Origin of the sequence: Propioniciclava sp., from assembly GCF_029977985.1 — a bacterium.
In the GTDB taxonomy this organism is placed as follows: Bacteria; Actinomycetota; Actinomycetes; order Propionibacteriales; family Propionibacteriaceae; genus Propioniciclava.
Window position 1 is genome coordinate 69,946 of sequence record NZ_JARKOT010000166.1, and the last position, 17,487, is coordinate 87,432.

Sequence of the window (17,487 nt, forward strand, 5' to 3'; positions counted from 1 at the left end):
TGCGGTCACGCCGGGTCGAGCGGCGCGGCACTCTATCGGCGTCGGAGGCCGTCGATAGAGTGGGACACAGCGCCATGAGCACAACTAAAGACGCGCCATCGCGCGGAGGAGACCACACAGCATGAGTAAGTCCCTACTGGAGCAGCTGCCAGGCATCGTCGCCGCTGGCAAGCGTCAAGCGGCACAGATCCTTGAGCAGCTGGAGGGACGCAACCGCGTCAGCCTGCAGACGCGCGAGCTGGTGGTCCCGTCGAAGGATCACGCGGGGTTCAGCTTCTGGGGCAACGACAGCAAGGGGGCCGTAGATCAGCCCAATCGCCTGATCTACGGTGACAACTTGCTGGCGATGGCGGCGCTGCTGGCAGGCGATGAGGACAACCCCAGCCTGCGCGGCAAGATCGATCTGATCTACATCGACCCGCCGTTCGACTCCAAGGCGGACTACCGGACCAAGATCACACTGCCTGGTACGACGATCGATCAGAAGCCGACTGTGTTCGAGCAGTTCGCGTATTCCGACACATGGTCCGACGGAACCGCATCGTATCTGGCGATGATCACACCCCGCTTGGTTTTGATGCGTGAACTGATGGCTGACACTGCCTCGATCTACGTCCACCTCGACTGGCACGTGGGTCACTATGTCAAGCTCGTTATGGACGAGATCTTCGGTCGTGAGAACTTCGTGAACGAAGTGATCTGGCGCTACGGAAAGATGAGCAACGCAACTCGTCGGTATCCCCAGAATCATGACACCATATTCTGCTACGGCAAGACATCCGAGTATTTCTTCCGACCTGTGCGATCTGCGGACAGCGAATACAAGGCGCGGTTCTCACGCTGGGTCGTTAACAACAAAGTCACGTATGGCGCGGTTGCGCATAGTGACGACAAGCTCATCAAGCTGCGTGTCCGAAAGGTCATGAAGGAGTTGGGGCGCGATCTCATTGACACGGATGTGTTGTTCGACTTCGATCAAGAGTTCAAGACTCAAGATGACGTGTTCTACGACATTTCAATCATCAAGGGAAATGCAGCCGAGAACCTCAAGTTTGACACGCAGAAGCCTGAGAAGCTGATCGAACGCCTTATCTCAGCGTCCTGTCCGGATGGTGGCATGGTCGGCGACTTCTTCTCCGGTTCAGGCACAACGGCGGCGGTCGCTGAGCGTCTTGGGCGGCCGTGGGTGGCATCCGATATCGGGAAGCCATCAGTGATGGTTGCTCGTAAGCGGCTCATCGACCAAGACGTCAAACCCTTCCTCTACCAGGCCATCGGTGACTATCAGATCGAGCAAGCGCGCTCGACGCTGGGGCGCTCGTTCCGTGTCGGTGACCTAGCTAAGGTCGTGCTTGATCTCTACGAGGCTCTGCCGCTGCCGCCCGAGGAGAACGTCAACGGCAGTCTCGGTCGCCTTCCTGGTACCCGGACACTGGTCTACGCAGACAGCCCGTCGCGGCTCACGACCATCTCGACGCTTAAACGTGCTCAAGGGTACCGCGAGGTGAAGATGGGCGGCTTCGACAAGGTCGTCGTGCTCGGCTGGAACTTCGCCGCCGGTATCGGGCAGGACATCAGCGATCTGAACGATCCGAACCTTAAGGTACTGGTGATCCCGCCAGATCTCCTCGATCAGCTGAAGAAGAAGGGCGCGGACAAGCTGGCGTCAGAAGTACGCTTCTCGAGCCTTCAATACCTCCAGGCGAACGTCTCCGGTCGCATTCTTGCGGGTGAGCGCGAGTCGCTCACGGTCAACCTGCAAAACTACGTCCTGCTATCGCCCGAGGCGATCAACCTCGACCAAGCCAACCGCGCCAAGCTCCAGCAGGTCATGAACACGGAGCCTCTCGCGCTCGTCGAGTACTGGGCAGTGGATCCCGACTATGACGGCGATGTCTTCCGCTCCGTATGGCAGGACTACCGTGGCAACATCGACAACGACAGCGACGAGTTGCGTGTCGTCACGACAGCCACGTTGGATCTTCCCAGCATCGACCGCCCACGTACCGTGTGCGTCCGGGCAGTCGATGTCTTCGGCTTCGAGTCCGAGGTCGTCATCTCCGGCGTGGAGGTGCAGTCGTGAGCGGCTTTGCTGACTTTCCTTTGGCCTGCGGGCTGTCAGCAGTAGTTGATCCTCTCATCCCTGGCATTCTGGACGGCACGGGTTCGGAACTGCTCGAACGAGTCACGCCCGTAACAGCTGAGCTGTTGCGTTACTGGTTTCAGCAGGACTACTGCGAGCTGCGGGAGCTGAACTTCCATGCGGGCCAGCGAGCGGCCATCCTCAACATCATCTATGCCCACGAGGTGCTCGGCACCACACGCCTCCGAGATCTCTACGAAGCAGTGGCCGCCGAAGCGATGCTGGAAGATGGTGTGCTAGGAGAGGTAACCCGGCGGCGCCACGACTTCCCGAAGTACGCGGCGAAGATGGCGACGGGTACGGGCAAGACATGGGTGCTCAACGCTCTGCTCGTATGGCAGTACCTGAACAAGCTGGCCGATCCCGCGGACCCGCGATTCTCCAGCAACTTCCTGCTGGTCGCTCCTGGCCTCATAGTGTATGACCGCCTGCTGGACTCGTTTATGGGTAAGGAGCACGAGGGGGAGCGGGATTTCACTAGTAGTGACATCTACCGGCAGCAGGACCTGTTCGTGCCCGATACGTACCGGACCCGGGTCTTCTCGTTCTTGCAGTCGTCCGTCGTGACCAAGACCGAGATCGGCCGGAAGGTGACCGGCTCGGGCTTGATCGCGATCACCAACTGGCATCTGCTGGCAGGCAAGGAAGATCCCGACTTCATCGACGAAGATCCAGACGTTGAGGCTCCCGGCGTGGAGATTGATCCCAAGGCGGCGATCGAGAGCTTCTTCCCGCTCACGCCGGGCACCAGCGCGGGGAATGTCCTGGATACGCTGGATCGACGGTTCCTGAGAGGAGGACCGCTCCAGGCGCTGAAGGATCTGCCTGACCTGGTCGTGTTCAATGACGAAGCTCACCACATCCACGAGGTGAAGAAGGCCGATGAGGTTACGGATGTCGAATGGCAGAAGAGCCTGAGCGAGATAGCATCGACAAAGGGACGGCGTTTCACTCAGATTGACTTCTCCGCGACGCCATACAACGAGGTTGGCTCGGGGCGCTCCAAGGGCAAGGCGTACTTCCCGCACATCGTTGTTGACTTCGACCTCAAGTCCGCTATGGGCGCCGGATTGGTCAAGTCGCTGGCGCTCGACAAGCGCAAGGAGATCGCGGCCCTGCCGCTTGACTTCAAGGCTGAGCGTGACGAACAGAAGCGCGTCACTGGCCTCTCCAACGGCCAACGGGTCATGCTGCAGGCTGGTCTCAGGAAGCTCCAGATCCTTGAGGAACAGTTCACCGACGCGGACCCTGACAAGCATCCAAAGCTCCTCGTCGTCTGCGAAGACACGAACGTCACTCCTCATGTGGTCGAGTACCTGCAGAGCACGGGCCTGTCTGAAGATGACATCCTCCGTGTTGACTCTGGTCGCAAGGCGGAGCTGGGGGCTAAGGATTGGGAACCGCTTCGCGAGAAGTTGTTCGACGTGGATCGGCACAAGCGGCCGAAGGTCATCGTGTCCGTGCTGATGCTTCGTGAGGGCTTCGATGTCAGCAACATCGCCGTCATCGTGCCGCTCCGGTCGTCGCAGGCATCGATCTTGCTTGAGCAGACGATCGGACGTGGTCTCCGCCTGATGTGGCGCGGCGATCCGTCGATTGATGAGCTGAAGGCCGAGACACGCGACCGTATCAGCAAGGGACTTGAGCCGACCAACTACTTTGACGTGCTCTTCATCGTCGAACACCCCGCGTTCAGCGACTTCTACGATGAACTCCTCAGCGGCGGCCTCATGGTCGAGACTGGCGAGGACGCAGATACCACCGGCGCGACAGGTGACCTGGAGCATGTCGATCTGCGGCCGGGATACCAGGCGTATGACTTCGAGATCCCGATCATTTTGCGCGACGCAGACGAGGAACTCCGCCAACCGAGCATCGACCCGCTGACGTTGGCATCGTCACCCTACCCGCTGGACATGATGCTCAAGGCCATCGGAACGGGAGATCGCTTCGTTTCGCACGATGCTCAGACAGGCACCCAGTACGGGGACTATCGAGTCGATGGCGGTGTCCTCACGGCGACCGGGTACAACGACTACCTCTCACGCATGACGACGCGCATCACAGAAGCACTCGGTCGCACCATGACCAAGAGTCAGAGCAAGTACAACGAGAACGCCAAGTTCCCGATTCTGCAGGCGTACCGACCTCTCTTGGCTGGCTGGCTGGACACCTACATCCGTCATCGGCTCTTCGCCCAAGGCTTCGATCCGCTGGACGGCGAGAACTGGCGGGTGCTGCTGCTGGACGATGTCGCGCACAGCATCGCTGGGACGTTCGCAACGAAGCTCGTCGAGTTGCAGGAGAGTCATGTCGTGGCCTCCGCGGAAGTACAGCACCGCTTCCTGTCAGAGGTTACGACGATCCCCGTGCGCGGCAGCACCGCGGAAGATGTCATGAAGTGCATCTACCCGAAGCTTCCGGTTCCGTCACAGGGCGGTGGCCTCGAGCGTCGCTTTATCCGATGGGCAGATAAGGACTCCGGTATCGAGGCGCTCGCCAAGGTACATGAGTACCGACACGACTTCCTTCGCCGGCCGTACTTGAAGGCGGACGGCATGCCCGCGCAGTACTCGCCGGACTTCCTGGTTCGCACATCCGACACCGTCTTCGTCGTCGAGACGAAGGCGCAGTCGGCCCTAAGCGATGAGAACGTGCAGCGCAAGAAGAAGGCCGCGCTCGCCTGGTGTGAGCAGATCAACGAACTGCCCGAGGAAGACCGCGACAGCCGTCGGTGGGATTATGTGCTCCTCGGAGAGACGGTGATTGTTGAGTGGGAGAAGAAGAACGCTTCCGTCACGGACCTGCTTGACTACGCCCGGCTACGTCGCGTGTCCACTGCCAAGCAGGAGCGACTTCTATGAGCGACGATGTGATGGCAGCCGACGTCGACTGGACGGAAGACCCTGAGCTTGTCGACCCTCGTGCGCTGCTGGCTGACTGGGCAAACAGCAACGATGAGTGGGTGCGTCTACTCGTCGCTGAGGTGCTTGCGAGCGGGCGAGCTGTGGGAGATTCCACCGTCGAGAAGGCGTACAAGCTGTTTCGACAGGAGAAGGCGCTCGACAAGCGTGAGCTGCCGACCTTAGCGAAGCTCGACGTTGAGGCACGACAGGACGAGTCGGCGCCACCGTTGTCGCTGACTCGACTCTCGGACGTCCGCGGGGTCAATGCGCTCGTACCTGGGGCGATCATCGAGCCACACGAAGGTTTGACAATCCTCTACGGGGAGAACGGCACGGGCAAGACCGGGTACTCGCGCGTCTTCAAAGCCCTGGCGAACAGTCGCACAGCAGACACAATTCTGGGCGATATCGAAGCCGACACCACCGAGGCGCAGACAGCCACACTGGAGTACAAGCTCGGTGATGACGAGCAGACGCTCGCCTGGACTGGAGAGCGCGGCGTTTCCCCGTTCACACGGATGTCGATCTTCGACAGTCCCGCTGTGAGTACCCATGTCGACGACGACCTTGACTACGTCTACACGCCAGTGTCGCTCGCACTCTTCAACCACGTCACAGGCGCGATCCAGGCGGTGACGGGCGAGATCGATACCGCAGTTAGCGCGCTCGGCACCGGGGGCACTGGGTTGCTGTCCAGGTTCCAACGCGGCTCCTCGATCTACCCGCTCATAGAGACGCTCGGCGCGTCTACTGACCTTGTGGAACTCAAGGCGAAGGCAGCAACCGACCAAGCCGTTGAAGACGAACTCGATGGACTCACGCAGGCAGTAGCCGCCCTGCGCGCCAACACCATCGGAACGCAGATCACTGCGCTCAAAGCGGAGCATCGTGTGCTGGCGCAAGCTGCGGCTGCCGCGAAGATGCTTTTATCGTTCGATGCCATCGCCTACAACGACGCACTGACCAGACGAGCGCAGCTTGCGACGGACTACGAGACCTTCCGTACGGAACTCTTCGCTGCCGCGGACCTGCCAGCTGATCCTGACGACACCTGGAGCGACTTCATCGAGGCCGGCGAGACGTACCGCCAGCACCTCGTGGGCCTCGGAGCGCACGACTCGGACCGGTGTCTCTATTGCCGTCAGCCCCTACAGGACGCTGCGCGCGATCTGCTCTTCAGATACTCGACCTACCTCGAGGACAAGATCTCTGCCGACATACGCGCCACGGACGCCGAGCTGGCAGACTTCAAACGTCAAGTTGCTGCCGTTCAAGGTAACGACCTCGCACAGTTCGTAGCCGAGTACAACGACGAGGAGGAGAAGCCGTCTTGCTTCTCGCAGGTCGAGACCATTGAGGGAGCAAGGAGTGAGCTCGCATCGGCAGTCGCAGAAGGTAAACCTGCCAGCCTGACGATGGCGGACCTCGTTGCGCAACCGAAGACCGATGTCGACGAAGAGTCGGCCACTATCGAAGCTGGCATCACGACGCTGGAGGCCCAGCAGCAGAACAGGACTCAGGCGCTTGCCGATAAGCAAGCCGAACTCGTGGAACTGCAAGACGCCGTCGAACTGGGCAAGTCCTGGCCGTTGATCGAGGCGCAGGTCAAGGGCGCCAAAGAGGCCGACCAGCTCAAGACACTCAAGCGGCCACTGTCTTCGTTGGCGCGAGCGGTTACCGCGCTCGCGAAGACCGCCAGCGACCAACTGATAAACCAGAGCTTCGATGCTCTGTTCCTAGAGGAATGCGAGGCACTCAGGGCCCCGACTCTGAAGCTGCAGTTCGTTGGACGTGAAGGTCGGGCTCATCGTCGCAAGGTGCTGAGTGGCAAGCACAAGCCGTCGAAGGTGCTGTCCGAGGGTGAGCAGAAGGTACTCGCACTTGCCGACTTCCTGGCTGAAGCCCGGTTGGCGGGGATCACCGCCCCGGTGATCTTCGACGACCCGGTGTCCAGCCTCGATCACAGACGGATCAACGAAGTGGCGCAACGCATCGCCCGGCTTGCCGACGACAACCAGGTCATCGTATTCACCCACGACATTCTGTTCGCCACGACGCTCCTCAGCCTTTTCGAGAAGTCCAAGCGCTGTGTCTACTTCCAGATCACGGATGAGAGCGGTAAGGGCCAGGTCACCCGCGCCAGCGGACCAAGGATCGACTCCCTGGGTGCGATCAAGAAGCGGATCACCGACTCGATCCAGGCCGCCAGATCTCAAGACGGAGAGACACGGGATGCGCTCGTACGCATGGCGTACAGCCACGTTCGCGCCTGGTGCGAGGTCTTTACCGAGGAAGAACTGCTTAAGGGCGTCACCAAGCGCTACCGCGCGAACGTCCAGATGACCACCCTCCCGAACATCGACGGCAGCAAGCTCAACGACATCGGGCCGAAGGTGACCGAGATCTTCGAGGTCGCTTGTCGCTACATCGACGGGCACTCGCAACCGCTCGTGACGCTGGGCGTCAGCCCGACGCTCACCGGCCTGGAGGAGCACTGGGCCGAGCTGCAAGAACTCAAGAAGCTGAATGACACCAAATTGTGAGTCCGCGGCGAAGGTGAGTCCGTCGCGGTTGAGTGCGTTGTCGGACGTCATCGATAGCGTGGTTGCGCAGCGATACAGGAGAGGAGCCGCACATGTCGTCTGATACCTACGCCTTCCCGGTTGCAGTGTCGCAGCTCGGCCACGAGGACTCGCGTGAGCAGCAGAACGCGCGGGCTATTAAGTGGTTGTTGGAGCAGTCGGGCGGCCCCGTCGTGGTTGTGACGCCTCAGAAGCGGCTCGACAGCGAAGTCCTCAAGCGTTTGCTCGCTCGCGCAGGAGTCACACATCTGAGTTGGCGGGGACTGTCTACGGGCTCGTTGGCGCGTCGGCGGGTCATCCATGCGTGGCCGGATCGGCAGCATCTCAATGACCTCTGGGGCGTTGACGCCGACGCGCTGGTGGTGATCGAGTGGGGGAAGGCGGAGACCGCTGAGTGGATCGAAGACTCCAACCCGGTGCGGTTGCTGCGCGGACGAACGGTGCAGCAGTCGTCCGATCCTGAATCGGAAGCGGAGACCGCTCCTCTTCCGGAGGACGTCGATCAGATCCTGGAACACATCGCCGCGTGGGCTGCCGGTTACGACTCTGGGCTGAAGTGGAACGAAGAGGACAAGCTCAAGGCTGACATGATGAACTGCCCGCGGCGTTGGGAGCAGGTGACGGTCGAGCAGGTTCGGGCTAAGTGCCGCGCGTTGAAGATGCGGCCCAAGGACGTCGACACGATTACCGGGTACCTGCAGCGCAGGAAGGAGGGGCGAAGATTCAACGTGCGAAGCTCGTATCGGACTTTCCGGTTCAGCTAGACGATCAGGAAACCCACGCTTGCTCTGAGCGGAACCCCCGGTGAGCGCTGGTTCCGCAAACGAAGCTATGTCTCGTTGGAAGCTGGGCGCGTCTTCACAGCCGCCCCCGGGTTTTCGCCCACACCGTGCCCCGGTGAACCCCGAACTGACGTGCCAGCGTGTTCACGCCCATCCCTTTTGCGCGGGCTGTTCGCATAGCGTCCAGTTCCTCGTCAGTGAGTCGTGTTCGAGGCCGTTTCTTTGGTTCCGCTGACGCGTCGATCAGCGGGTCGTCCGGCTCTCCGTCGAGGTCGGGATCGTCGCAGGTGCCTTGATTCCACGCGGAAACAAGCCTCTCAACGCGAGGTCGCCTGTTCCCGCAACGTTCCATTGCTTCCACCTCGGGGGAAGTGTCGAGCTATGGCACTTCCCCATTTTCGTGCCTCGGCAAGGTCGGCGACGGTGATCTCTGCGCCGCCGTTGAAGAACCACGACGCGATGGTCAGCGTCTTGGCGCCGGCGAAGATCTTGTCAACGAAGTAGTCGAAGAGCAGGTCCCTGGTCTCTGGGGTGTCCATCGTGGCGTGCGCGAAGCGCTGGTAGAAGGCCTTGATGGAGGCCTCGTCCTCGAACAGTGTGGCCTTGACCCGCTCGGCCTGGATCGCGGCGTCCAGCTCCTTCTTCTGCTCCTCCAGCGATGCCATGGCCTCAGCGGTGGTTTCGTTCATGATGCCCAAATCGTGTCCGCATCCCTTGGACCTTCAGCCTTCGGCACCTGACAGAACACAAGACTCTGGTGGACAGACGTTCACGGCATCGCCTGTCGGCCTTGTGCGACCCGCCAGTTCAAGAAGCATGATCGTCACTGCGCGCCAGGACATCAGTTGGCGAACAGGTTCCTGAACGGACGTTGAACAGTTACTGGCTCAGTCGCAGCCCGACTCGGTGACTCACGTAACGACCGTTTGTTGAACGGAGACGGCTTTCAGGCGGGGAGTCACGAGCAGGGCGGCCTGGCAACCGAGGACAGCGACCCGGCGTACCGCGCGCGAGTCATCGTCAACTACCTCCGGCGCGAGCGCACTGCCTACGACGACCTCTGGAAGTCGCTCGCGGGAAGGGTCGGCAAGGACGACGTCCACGAGCTCGTGCCCGGCACGATCGGAGCCGCGTACCCGAATCTCGCCGAGGAGTACGAGCGGCAGGTCGAGGACTGGCTGCGGCGTCGGCAGGAACGCCGGTGGCAGTTGGGTCTGCTCGACATCGAAGCCGGTCTCGGCTAGATCAGACACACGACGGAGCCCCGGCCGAGCGATCACCAGGCCGCCCGTCAGTTGATACCCTATGCAATACCCAGCAGATCGGACCGAGAAGTGCTGGTGAAGTGCAGTCGCATATGGAAGGTCGTTTGAAATGGGAGCACCTGCCGGTCATCCGTTCTTCGGGAATCAGTACACGAACGGGGGATACGTGAATGGCTCGTTCTCCTACTCGGGCCTCGTCAATGGCTTCGTTCGCACGGACGCTGAGACTGCGGCCCCGCTTCGGAAGTCAATGGGTGGCGTGGCCACGCCGCGCCTTCCCGAGGTTGAGTTGCCAACAGCGAAGCCTTCGATCACGATTCCTTCATTGGTCGCGGCGGGAGCTGTCATGCTGATCGGCGGAGTCGCATCGTTCGTGTACCTTCGCAGCAGGTCTAACGGCGCTGAGACGACTCTCGATGATGAGGAGATCGCTGGCTTCGGGTTGTGCGAGTCGTGTGGGCAGATATTGGCGAGTTCGGGTCCGGCCAAGGTCCAGCGGGACGAGGATGGCGACTTCGTGGTGTGCGAGAACTGCTCTCACAAGAACAGGGCTCGATATGAAGATGGTCAGGACTAAGTCGGAGCCGGTCCGGTTGAGAAAGGGAGCGCAGCGTGGCGTACAAGATCGTGATGCAATACCCCGACGGCGACTCTGAAGAGCAGGACGAAGTCTTCGACACAGAGGCCCAGGCGATGGACTACGCAGGCTACCTCGTCTCCTGCTATGACCTCGGCGGAGAGATCCTGAACATGTCGAACCCTGGAGATTATCCACTCTCCGAAGAACAGGCCGACTACGAGATCATAGAAGTGGACGAATGAGAGGCGTCGACGACGATCTCCCCCTTCACAGGTTCGTCCAGGTGATCCCCACGCCCTCCCCTGTAGCCGGTTACCCGGCTGGCGTGTCTTACCCTCGGGCGGCGGAGAAGGCTGCGGCATCGGCGCTCATCGCCTGCAGGACTCCCCAGTTGTGGAGCATTTCGTCGGGGTCGTGGTCGAAGCTCGGGACGATCTGTTTCATGCGTGCCAGGAAGTCGGAGTCTGAGAGCGACTCAAGCCATGCGGACACCTCTGAGAGCGGGGGTGAGCCGTCTATGACGGCGATCGTGCCCGCGATGTCCTCCCGGGCGAGGGCGGCACCTATACGCTCCTTGTTCCGCTCGTAGGCGGAGACCAGGGTGCCTGACGCTACGGCGGCGGAGGCATCGAGCTGACCACGTGAGATGTCGTGCCACGCGGGAATCGCGGGACTAGGCGGATCGGTGCCCGTGATGAGGCGTGGGACGGCCTGCGTGCGCACCCAGGCCGCGATCTCGCCGAGCTCGTTCATCAGGACGGGCCAGCGATCGGTGTCCGGCACGTTGATCCCTACGGTCGGGAAGATCGATACGGGCACCACGCGGTCGCCAGGCGCGGTGAATACCACCTGGCCGGGAAGAATAGGGCTCTGGGGCCGCTTGGGGATGTCGCGCAGGTGCCGCGGCGGCACGTCCTCGCGGTTGACGACCGGGATCTGCACAGCGGTGACGGCGGGCGTGCGGTGCTTCGAGTGGTTGGTGTACGCCACGAGCCGGGCGAGAGGGTGCGCCGCGGGATCGGCGTATCGGTGGAACGGCTGAAGCCCGTAGATGCGCCGGTTCAGCTCGGCGCCGTCGCGGAGCGCAGCAGGACCTCGTTTGGCCTGCTTCCGGTTCCACTCGAGGAAGCTGTCGTAGGTGCGGGCAGCGGGCATCTCGACAAGCCTGGCCGCGCTCTCATCCAGGGTGCCTCCCGCGGCCAGCTCGGCCTCGACGAAGATGGTGTGCTCGATCGCCGCCCGCAGGTCATTGAAGGCGTCGGCGGCAAGCAGGGGCATCTTCGGCGGGATCGGCGCAATGCTGTCGACTACGAGGTGCCGGAGCGAGCCATCGACGACCTCTCGCAGGTGCACGACGTCACCGCGCCTGGCCTGGTACTCGAACAGCAGTTCCCCGACGGCCGCAATCGTCTCGTCCACGTGCGCCAACATGGCTGCGACGCCGAGGTGTCGCCCGGGCAACCAGTGAGCAGCAGGCACAGAGAGCCTCCTTGAGCGTCGTTCTTCCATTCTCCCAGTGCGGTTGCCCTGGCGTCTCTCGTTGGCGCGCCGACGGTCGGGCGTGTCCTTTGGTGCCTACGCCTGGCGTCACACCCTGACGTGGCGTAAACAGCCCTGCCCGGACGTTGATCTCGCCCGGTTCGGTCAGATTACGTTCACCGACCCGGCCGGCATGGTGCATACCTGGCCGAGCGCCGACACGATCGTCAGCATTCCCGTCGACGACCGGGGTGGCATGTTCGAGATGCGTCAGGTCACCCGGCTGCTGCCAACCAGGACCGGTTCCCGGCAGGCCCATGTCCTGACCACCCGCACCGACCTATCGGCCGGAGAGGTCCTGTTCCGGATGGGGTCACGGTGGCGGCTGGAGAACTACTTCCGCTACGCCCGGATGCACTTCGCCCTGGACGCCCACGATTCGTATGCCGCGAGCGATGACGATCCCGACCGGATGGTCCCGAACCCGGCAAAGAAAACCAGCCGCGACACCGTCAACGCTGCGCGGGCCCGTCTGGAACGGGTCCAGGCCACCACGGACGCGGCCCTGCTGGACTGGCACACCCCTCCGCCGGGACCAGCGGTGACGTTGACCAACGCCGACCACAACCAGATCACCGCGCCCTTATGGAAGACAGAAGAAGCCCTCGAACAGGCCCGCCAGGCCCACGCCGGGACCCCGGCCGCCTCCCGCTGGGGCAGGTGAACCCGGGTCAGCAGATCCTCGACGTCGAGACGAAACTGCTCACCCACGCGATCCGGATCGCCGCGTTCAACACGATCACCGCGCTTGTGAGGGACCTGCGGGTCCATTCCGGCTACGCCTGCGCCGACCACGAGGCCCACACCCTGATCCGATCGGAGATGCCGTCCGTGTCGAAGGTGCCAAAGACGATCGCTCGCGACGCTCTACTGGCGAAGTCTTGTTCAGTGCTCTTCTGCCCGCTCACCCGTGGCAGAATCGTCTGATCGCTGCACGGGAATCCACTCAATGAATGAACCCCGTTCTTTATCCTCGGGTACTTCGCGAGGCAAGTATAAGTTGAGCCAGTGCGGCCCGCTCAGGGACTCAAGACGCTCAGCGAATTCCAGGAGTACTTGACTGTCGCGGCGGAGGCCCTCGGCTTCCCCGACCCAGAGCGCCTCTTCACCCGTCCTGGGAAATCGCCCGCGCATCCACTCCACGTCGGCGAAGTCCCACCAGTACGCGTGAACTGCGCTATCACGGCGTTCCTTAGCGCGATTCTCCCTGCCCCAGTCGAGAGTCGTAAGGACGGCTTGGCCCCACCCGATAGCTACCTCGCTCGCTGCCAGGTGCTGTTTGGCGGTGTTTCGAAGGCGCTTCTCAAGACCTGTCCACGTTTCATCGACCAGGGCAAACTGGCCCTCGCGCGTGGCCTTACCGACCAAGATTGCGCGTTTCATGGCGGCTTCGACCTTGCCCCCGGCTACGGTGATTAGGCCCACGTAGTAGTAAAGGCTGCGGCGGTAGCGCCAATCACGCGGAGATGCACCTCCAATCCTTGTAACCCGGGCGCTCGACATCTCGATCAGGTCCATATCGGGCACAGAAGCGCTCAACTCGATGGGTTGGCGTCCTTCCAGGTCCATCGTGACTCGATAGTAGAAGTCGCCACCGGTGTCTGGTGGCTCCCAACGATCGGCCAGCGAGGCGTCATCTCCAAGCTTGTTCACAGTGGAAGGTTACTGCGCTGCATCCGACATGCCGGCTACTTCGCTCAGGGACCGCTCGGAACGGGCTCAAGTATCTTGGTTGCGATCAACGCCTCAAGGTGATTGTGGAGTTCTTCTGGGAGGTTGCCGCCTTTGACGAGGACGCCGAGTTCCATGTTGCGCTCCATCGCGGCGGAGGTGAGGTTCGCGCTAGTGATGAAGGCGATCTGGCCGTCCGCGACAGCACATTTCGCATGGACCACACCTGGATACTGGTCAACTGCCCCGTGGTCGTGTGCGGACCATGCGAAGAGCCGAGCCGACGGCACCGCTTTCCGCATATCCGCTGCTGAGTCATGATCGACTTTGCCTCCGTGCGCGGATGATGACTCCAACAACACGTCGATCTGAACGCCCCGTGCCACAGCGTCGACGAGTGCCTTGCTAATTGAGTTCACCTGGTAGGCAACGAAGCTGACGATAAAGAGGCGCCGCTGCGCAGCGTTGATTACTTCCTTCAGCACCTGTTCGGTGTGCCGGATCGGCACCTGTCCGGACGCGGGCCCGGTCCAAGTCAGTTCTACAGAGCCACGGTGCTCCTGCTCGACGGCCGTTGCTGACGCTCCACGAAGTGCGGCGGCAACATCCCTTGGCGACATCAAGTCGGTGCCGCGCCAGGCCGTGCCAAACTTGGCGATCAGTAGCTTGTCCGCGTTGGGTCCGAAAGCCGGGCGAACCAGCGCAAACTGCTTGACCGATCCGAGACCCTCGATCTTGGATGCGACGACACGAACACGATCTGGATGAAGCTCAAGCCCCAACTCCGCGATGACAGCAAGTAACTCGTCCACGTCAGGCACCAGGATCGCGGAAGAGAGACGCCTCGCTGTCCGTGAGAGTTGCGATCACGAGCGCTCGGTCGAGGTAGCGGTTACCGCGTTCACAGGAGGTCTCGGAGACGAATGTGCACGAGTGGCAGGCGGCAGCGTGCAGTGAGCGATCCTTGCTCGGATCATGCTCGGCGCATAGAGGGTCGGACGAGCAGATCGACGCACGTTCGAGCGCTTGGTCAAGCAGCCTACCGAGAAAGTCCGGTGTGCCGAGGTCGATCAAGCCGCCGAGGGTGCCGTCCGAGTCAGCGGCTGCGGTGTAGAGGAGGATGCCTGCCATCGGTGACTGGGGGTCGGAACACGCGTAGACCCGTTCTCTGATGCTCGCGGCGTTGTATCCACACTCAAGCGCCAGCTCACGAATGAGGAGGTGGGCGATCGTGTGAAGCATCGTGTATCGACTCGGCGGGAACCCAGCATCCGGTTCCAAGAGGCGTGCGTTGCGCCAGCCCTGATGACCGGCGAACAGCGTCTTGTCGCGCTCAGCGACATGCGCGCCGTTCTCCCACAACTGGATGACCGACTCTTTGAACTCAATGAAGATGCCTTCACCGTGAACTTCATTTGCTGGGACCCATTCGGTCGCGCCTCGGGTGAGGTCAGCCATCGGGGGGCGTTCATCGGGATCGCTTGTCTCCTCGGGCGCTTCGACTCTGGTGTATCCGACAAGAGCATTCACCTCACGGAGTCGTTCGAGTAGAAGCACACGCTTGACTTCGGGCTCGTACCCAGTCGGCGCTGCCACGCCTGTGCTCATGAAGTGCGGCCAGTCGCTCGGCGGGTTCTGCGAGGTCAGCACTTCCCACTCGGGCCCCTTGATGTCGCCTTCGGAGACGACCTCAATCGCCTTGCCTGAACTCCGGTGCTGGATCGCTTGCCAGATACTTGGGATGTCCCACTTGTCGATGCCCGGCAAGGCGCTGGTTCGGACAAGGGTCTTCACGATGCCTTTGAGCTCGGCCTCGTCTTCGACATCGGCAAAGTGCTCCCATCCGTCGAGAACCAACTGGCTGAGCTGGTTCTTCTCCAGCGGGATCGCCAGAACTGAGAGGGTGACGGGGAACCAGCTGTTGGTGGCACCCAGCAGGATCGTGCGCGGCTCTTGCGTGCAATCTTCGTACGAGTCGAGATGCGGATGGCGTCCTCGGCACCCGGGCAGGTTGTCGGCAGCGTCCTTGCCGAAGGCGTGAACGAGCGAGCGCGCGTTGCCACAGGTGTCGCACTTCACCCAGAGGTTCTCGGTCTGGAGAGATGCCCCGCGCTCGAAGAACCGGAAGGTGCCCTTGCAGTCCGTGCCGCCGTGAATGAACCAGTTCCAGGGGAAGTCGTCTAGGTGACCGTTACGACAAGCGAGGAGGAAGCGGGCCGGTACGGCATCGGCGTGCTTGCCCTTGTCGCAGTTCGTGTGCAGGAAGTGTGTTCGTTCCGGGCGATACTGATTGGGCTGGATTTCGAACAGTCCCGAGTCATACTCGGCGAGAAGTCCGCACTTGATGCAGCGCAGCCATCGTGGGAACGGGCTGACCGGCACTCCGACGCGACCCTCGGCCGAGTAGGGGTCGGGACGGTCCTCCTTGAGGAACGGCGGGATACGCAGCCGCTGCACTTGAGGGCCAAGGACGCGCTTGACCTCCGCGAGAAGCCGAGCTTCTTCGACGGGAGGACAGCGGTTCGGGTCCCACTTATTGAGCCCCATCGTCACGACCGACAGGTTCGGTAGATCAATGATCGAGCCTGGCCCGTATGCCCAGAGCAGCTGGCTCGGACGCACTTGACCGACGACGTAGTTGTTCGTGCTCATTGGGCATCTCCGCCCGTGGCCTGCGGACGTGGCTTCCAGGGCGGAGCCTCAGCTGTCCGTCTGGCAGCATCCATGATGAGTTGCACGCCGGGCTCGACCTCGCGCATCGACATTGGCACGGTGAACTCATCCCAGGCTTGGGCGCCGGGCTTCTTCAGCAACGCGACAACGTCCCCTTGGCCTCGCTCGGTCTCGTATCCGAGTCGCCGTCCTCCCATCGCCGACTCTTTCGCCCAGCGGTCGGTGCGATCTCGCGCCATGCTGAGGACAAGGTCTCGCGCAGCCTTGTCTTTCGCCTTCCAGGCCCGTTCGGAGATGGCCTTGATCGCTTGGGTCGCCTCTGGCCCGGCAGTCTTCTCCATAGCCTGTGCCCCAAGGTTCGGGTTCAGGCCGTCGTTGCTCAGGCGCATCAGGCTGACCATGGTCCCCGTGAGGGCTCGGTCGAGCGCTCTCGGCGCGAACGGTGTCACCGATTGCGCTTCGACGTGCTTGTAGAACGTCGAGTGGTAGTGCTCGAAGGTCTCGTAATGCGAAAGGTCGCGCGGTCTGCTCCACGTCAGAACGGTGACCACGAGGCCCGGGAAGGCGCGACCGACGCGGCTCGTTGCTTGGATGTACTCGGCCGTGTTCTTGGGCTGTCCGTTGACCACCATGAGACCAAGGCGGTTCACGTCGACACCGACCGACAGCATGTTCGTCGCCAGAACAATGTCGTACGCTCTCGCCTCACCCGTCTCCCACCTCTCCTTGAATGGGAGTTCCAGGCGGTCAAGCTTCTGAGGAATCTCCTTGTTGGTGACACGCGAAGTAAGTTCATCGACCTGGTTCACCGAGCGCTGCGTCAAGCCCGGGCGGCTCACGTCACTCATCTCCACTCGATACGCACGAGTCTGCACGTCGTCCTCGGCGAGTCGCCTCATGCCGCCAAGTTCGCGCAGCGAGTTGAAGTAGCCAACGAGCGTCATGTAGGGGTCCGCAGCGGCACCGAAGTCCTGGAAGAGGGTTTTCGCCGCAGTGAGCAGTGCCACGTATACTCGGATGAGCACCGCAGGGCGAGAACTACCGGGCGAGCAGATGCCGAGGTAGAGCCTTCCTGGCCTGTCTTCGGTAGGACGTTGGACAGAGAAGAAGTTGTCCTCGACATCTAGCCCGTGTGGCGGGAAGATCGCCACCTGACGTAGGAACACGTTGTTCACTTGTTCCTCGGCCTTGCGGACGGTCGCGGTAGAAGCGATGACCTTCGGTCTGACCCTCTTGTCACCCAACGTCCATGTGGAGAGCTCGTCGACGGCCGTCTCATAGACGCCGACCATCGTCCCGAGTGGCCCGCTGATGAGGTGGAACTCGTCTTGGATGATGAGGTCGGG

Annotated in this window: 14 protein-coding genes; 8 read left to right on the forward strand and 6 right to left on the reverse strand. The window is 61.8% G+C overall.

The genetic code is table 11. The features are described from left to right. Positions 1-121: 121 nt before the first annotated feature. The 4 genes from Q1K57_RS10335 (at position 122) to Q1K57_RS10350 (ending at position 8,395) form a co-directional block, all read left to right on the forward strand. Positions 122-2,083 (forward strand): site-specific DNA-methyltransferase, encoded by a 1,962-nt coding sequence (locus tag Q1K57_RS10335; protein ID WP_300082012.1) that lies wholly within the window; start codon positions 122-124, stop codon positions 2,081-2,083. Next, positions 2,080-5,007, forward strand: coding sequence for a DEAD/DEAH box helicase family protein (locus Q1K57_RS10340; RefSeq protein ID WP_300082015.1), 2,928 nt, complete (start codon positions 2,080-2,082; stop codon positions 5,005-5,007). Before Q1K57_RS10335 ends, Q1K57_RS10340 begins: the two co-directional genes overlap by 4 nt. Next, on the forward strand, positions 5,004-7,592 hold the full coding sequence (locus tag Q1K57_RS10345; RefSeq protein ID WP_300082018.1) for an AAA family ATPase: 2,589 nt from the start codon (positions 5,004-5,006) through the stop codon (positions 7,590-7,592). The genes Q1K57_RS10340 and Q1K57_RS10345 overlap by 4 nt, the downstream gene beginning before the upstream one ends. A 92-nt stretch (positions 7,593-7,684) precedes the next feature. Continuing rightward, positions 7,685-8,395, forward strand: a complete 711-nt coding sequence (locus Q1K57_RS10350; protein ID WP_300082021.1) for a hypothetical protein — start codon at positions 7,685-7,687, stop codon at positions 8,393-8,395. A 335-nt stretch (positions 8,396-8,730) separates the two neighbouring features. Here the strand turns inward: Q1K57_RS10350 and Q1K57_RS10355 are convergent, their stop codons facing one another. Beyond that, positions 8,731-9,102, reverse strand: a complete 372-nt coding sequence (locus Q1K57_RS10355) for a hypothetical protein (RefSeq protein ID WP_300082024.1) — start codon at positions 9,100-9,102, stop codon at positions 8,731-8,733. 240 nt (positions 9,103-9,342) lie between these two features. On the opposite strand from Q1K57_RS10355, the gene Q1K57_RS10360 reads away from it, so the two are divergent. Further along, entirely contained in the window at positions 9,343-9,657 is a 315-nt protein-coding gene (locus Q1K57_RS10360; RefSeq protein ID WP_300082027.1) for a hypothetical protein, read from the forward strand. A 633-nt stretch (positions 9,658-10,290) separates the two neighbouring features. Further along, a complete protein-coding gene (locus Q1K57_RS10365) occupies positions 10,291-10,500 on the forward strand; it encodes a hypothetical protein (RefSeq protein WP_300082030.1) in 210 nt (69 codons plus the stop codon). A gap of 88 nt (positions 10,501-10,588) precedes the next feature. Here Q1K57_RS10365 and Q1K57_RS10370 read toward each other — a convergent pair whose 3' ends face one another. Next, positions 10,589-11,737 (reverse strand): hypothetical protein, encoded by a 1,149-nt coding sequence (locus Q1K57_RS10370; RefSeq protein WP_300082033.1) that lies wholly within the window; start codon positions 11,735-11,737, stop codon positions 10,589-10,591. Positions 11,738-11,819: 82 nt separating this feature from the next. Between Q1K57_RS10370 and Q1K57_RS10375 the strand changes: the two genes are divergently transcribed. Both Q1K57_RS10375 and Q1K57_RS10380 read left to right on the forward strand, forming a co-directional pair. Beyond that, a complete protein-coding gene (locus Q1K57_RS10375) occupies positions 11,820-12,461 on the forward strand; it encodes a hypothetical protein (RefSeq protein ID WP_300082036.1) in 642 nt (213 codons plus the stop codon). Continuing rightward, on the forward strand, positions 12,458-12,724 hold the full coding sequence (locus Q1K57_RS10380; RefSeq protein ID WP_300082039.1) for a hypothetical protein: 267 nt from the start codon (positions 12,458-12,460) through the stop codon (positions 12,722-12,724). The genes Q1K57_RS10375 and Q1K57_RS10380 overlap by 4 nt, the downstream gene beginning before the upstream one ends. On the opposite strand, the gene Q1K57_RS10385 is transcribed toward Q1K57_RS10380, so the two are convergent. The 4 genes from Q1K57_RS10385 to Q1K57_RS10400 form a co-directional block, all read right to left on the reverse strand. Next, positions 12,683-13,450 (reverse strand): hypothetical protein, encoded by a 768-nt coding sequence (locus Q1K57_RS10385; RefSeq protein ID WP_300082042.1) that lies wholly within the window; start codon positions 13,448-13,450, stop codon positions 12,683-12,685. The two genes, Q1K57_RS10380 and Q1K57_RS10385, sit on opposite strands and share 42 nt — an antisense overlap. A gap of 44 nt (positions 13,451-13,494) precedes the next feature. Beyond that, the gene (drmC, locus tag Q1K57_RS10390) at positions 13,495-14,280 is read right to left on the reverse strand and encodes a DISARM system phospholipase D-like protein DrmC (protein WP_300082045.1); all 786 of its coding nucleotides are present in this window, start codon (positions 14,278-14,280) and stop codon (positions 13,495-13,497) included. A gap of 1 nt (position 14,281) precedes the next feature. After that, positions 14,282-16,120, reverse strand: a complete 1,839-nt coding sequence (locus tag Q1K57_RS10395; protein ID WP_300082048.1) for a DUF1998 domain-containing protein — start codon at positions 16,118-16,120, stop codon at positions 14,282-14,284. Further along, a partial coding sequence (locus Q1K57_RS10400) for a helicase-related protein (RefSeq protein WP_300082050.1) occupies positions 16,117-17,487 on the reverse strand: 1,371 nt, incomplete at its 5' end. The genes Q1K57_RS10395 and Q1K57_RS10400, both read right to left, overlap by 4 nt.

Excerpts from the sequence above, each read along its gene's own strand:
- Q1K57_RS10335 (WP_300082012.1), top strand. The coding sequence starts at position 122 with ATGAGTAAGTCCCTACTGGAGCAGCTGCCAGGCATCGTCGCCGCTGGC.
- Q1K57_RS10345 (WP_300082018.1), top strand. The coding sequence starts at position 5,004 with ATGAGCGACGATGTGATGGCAGCCGACGTCGACTGGACGGAAGACCCT.
- Q1K57_RS10350 (WP_300082021.1), top strand. The coding sequence starts at position 7,685 with ATGTCGTCTGATACCTACGCCTTCCCGGTTGCAGTGTCGCAGCTCGGC.
- Q1K57_RS10355 (WP_300082024.1), bottom strand. The coding sequence starts at position 9,102 with ATGAACGAAACCACCGCTGAGGCCATGGCATCGCTGGAGGAGCAGAAG.
- Q1K57_RS10395 (WP_300082048.1), bottom strand. The coding sequence starts at position 16,120 with ATGAGCACGAACAACTACGTCGTCGGTCAAGTGCGTCCGAGCCAGCTG.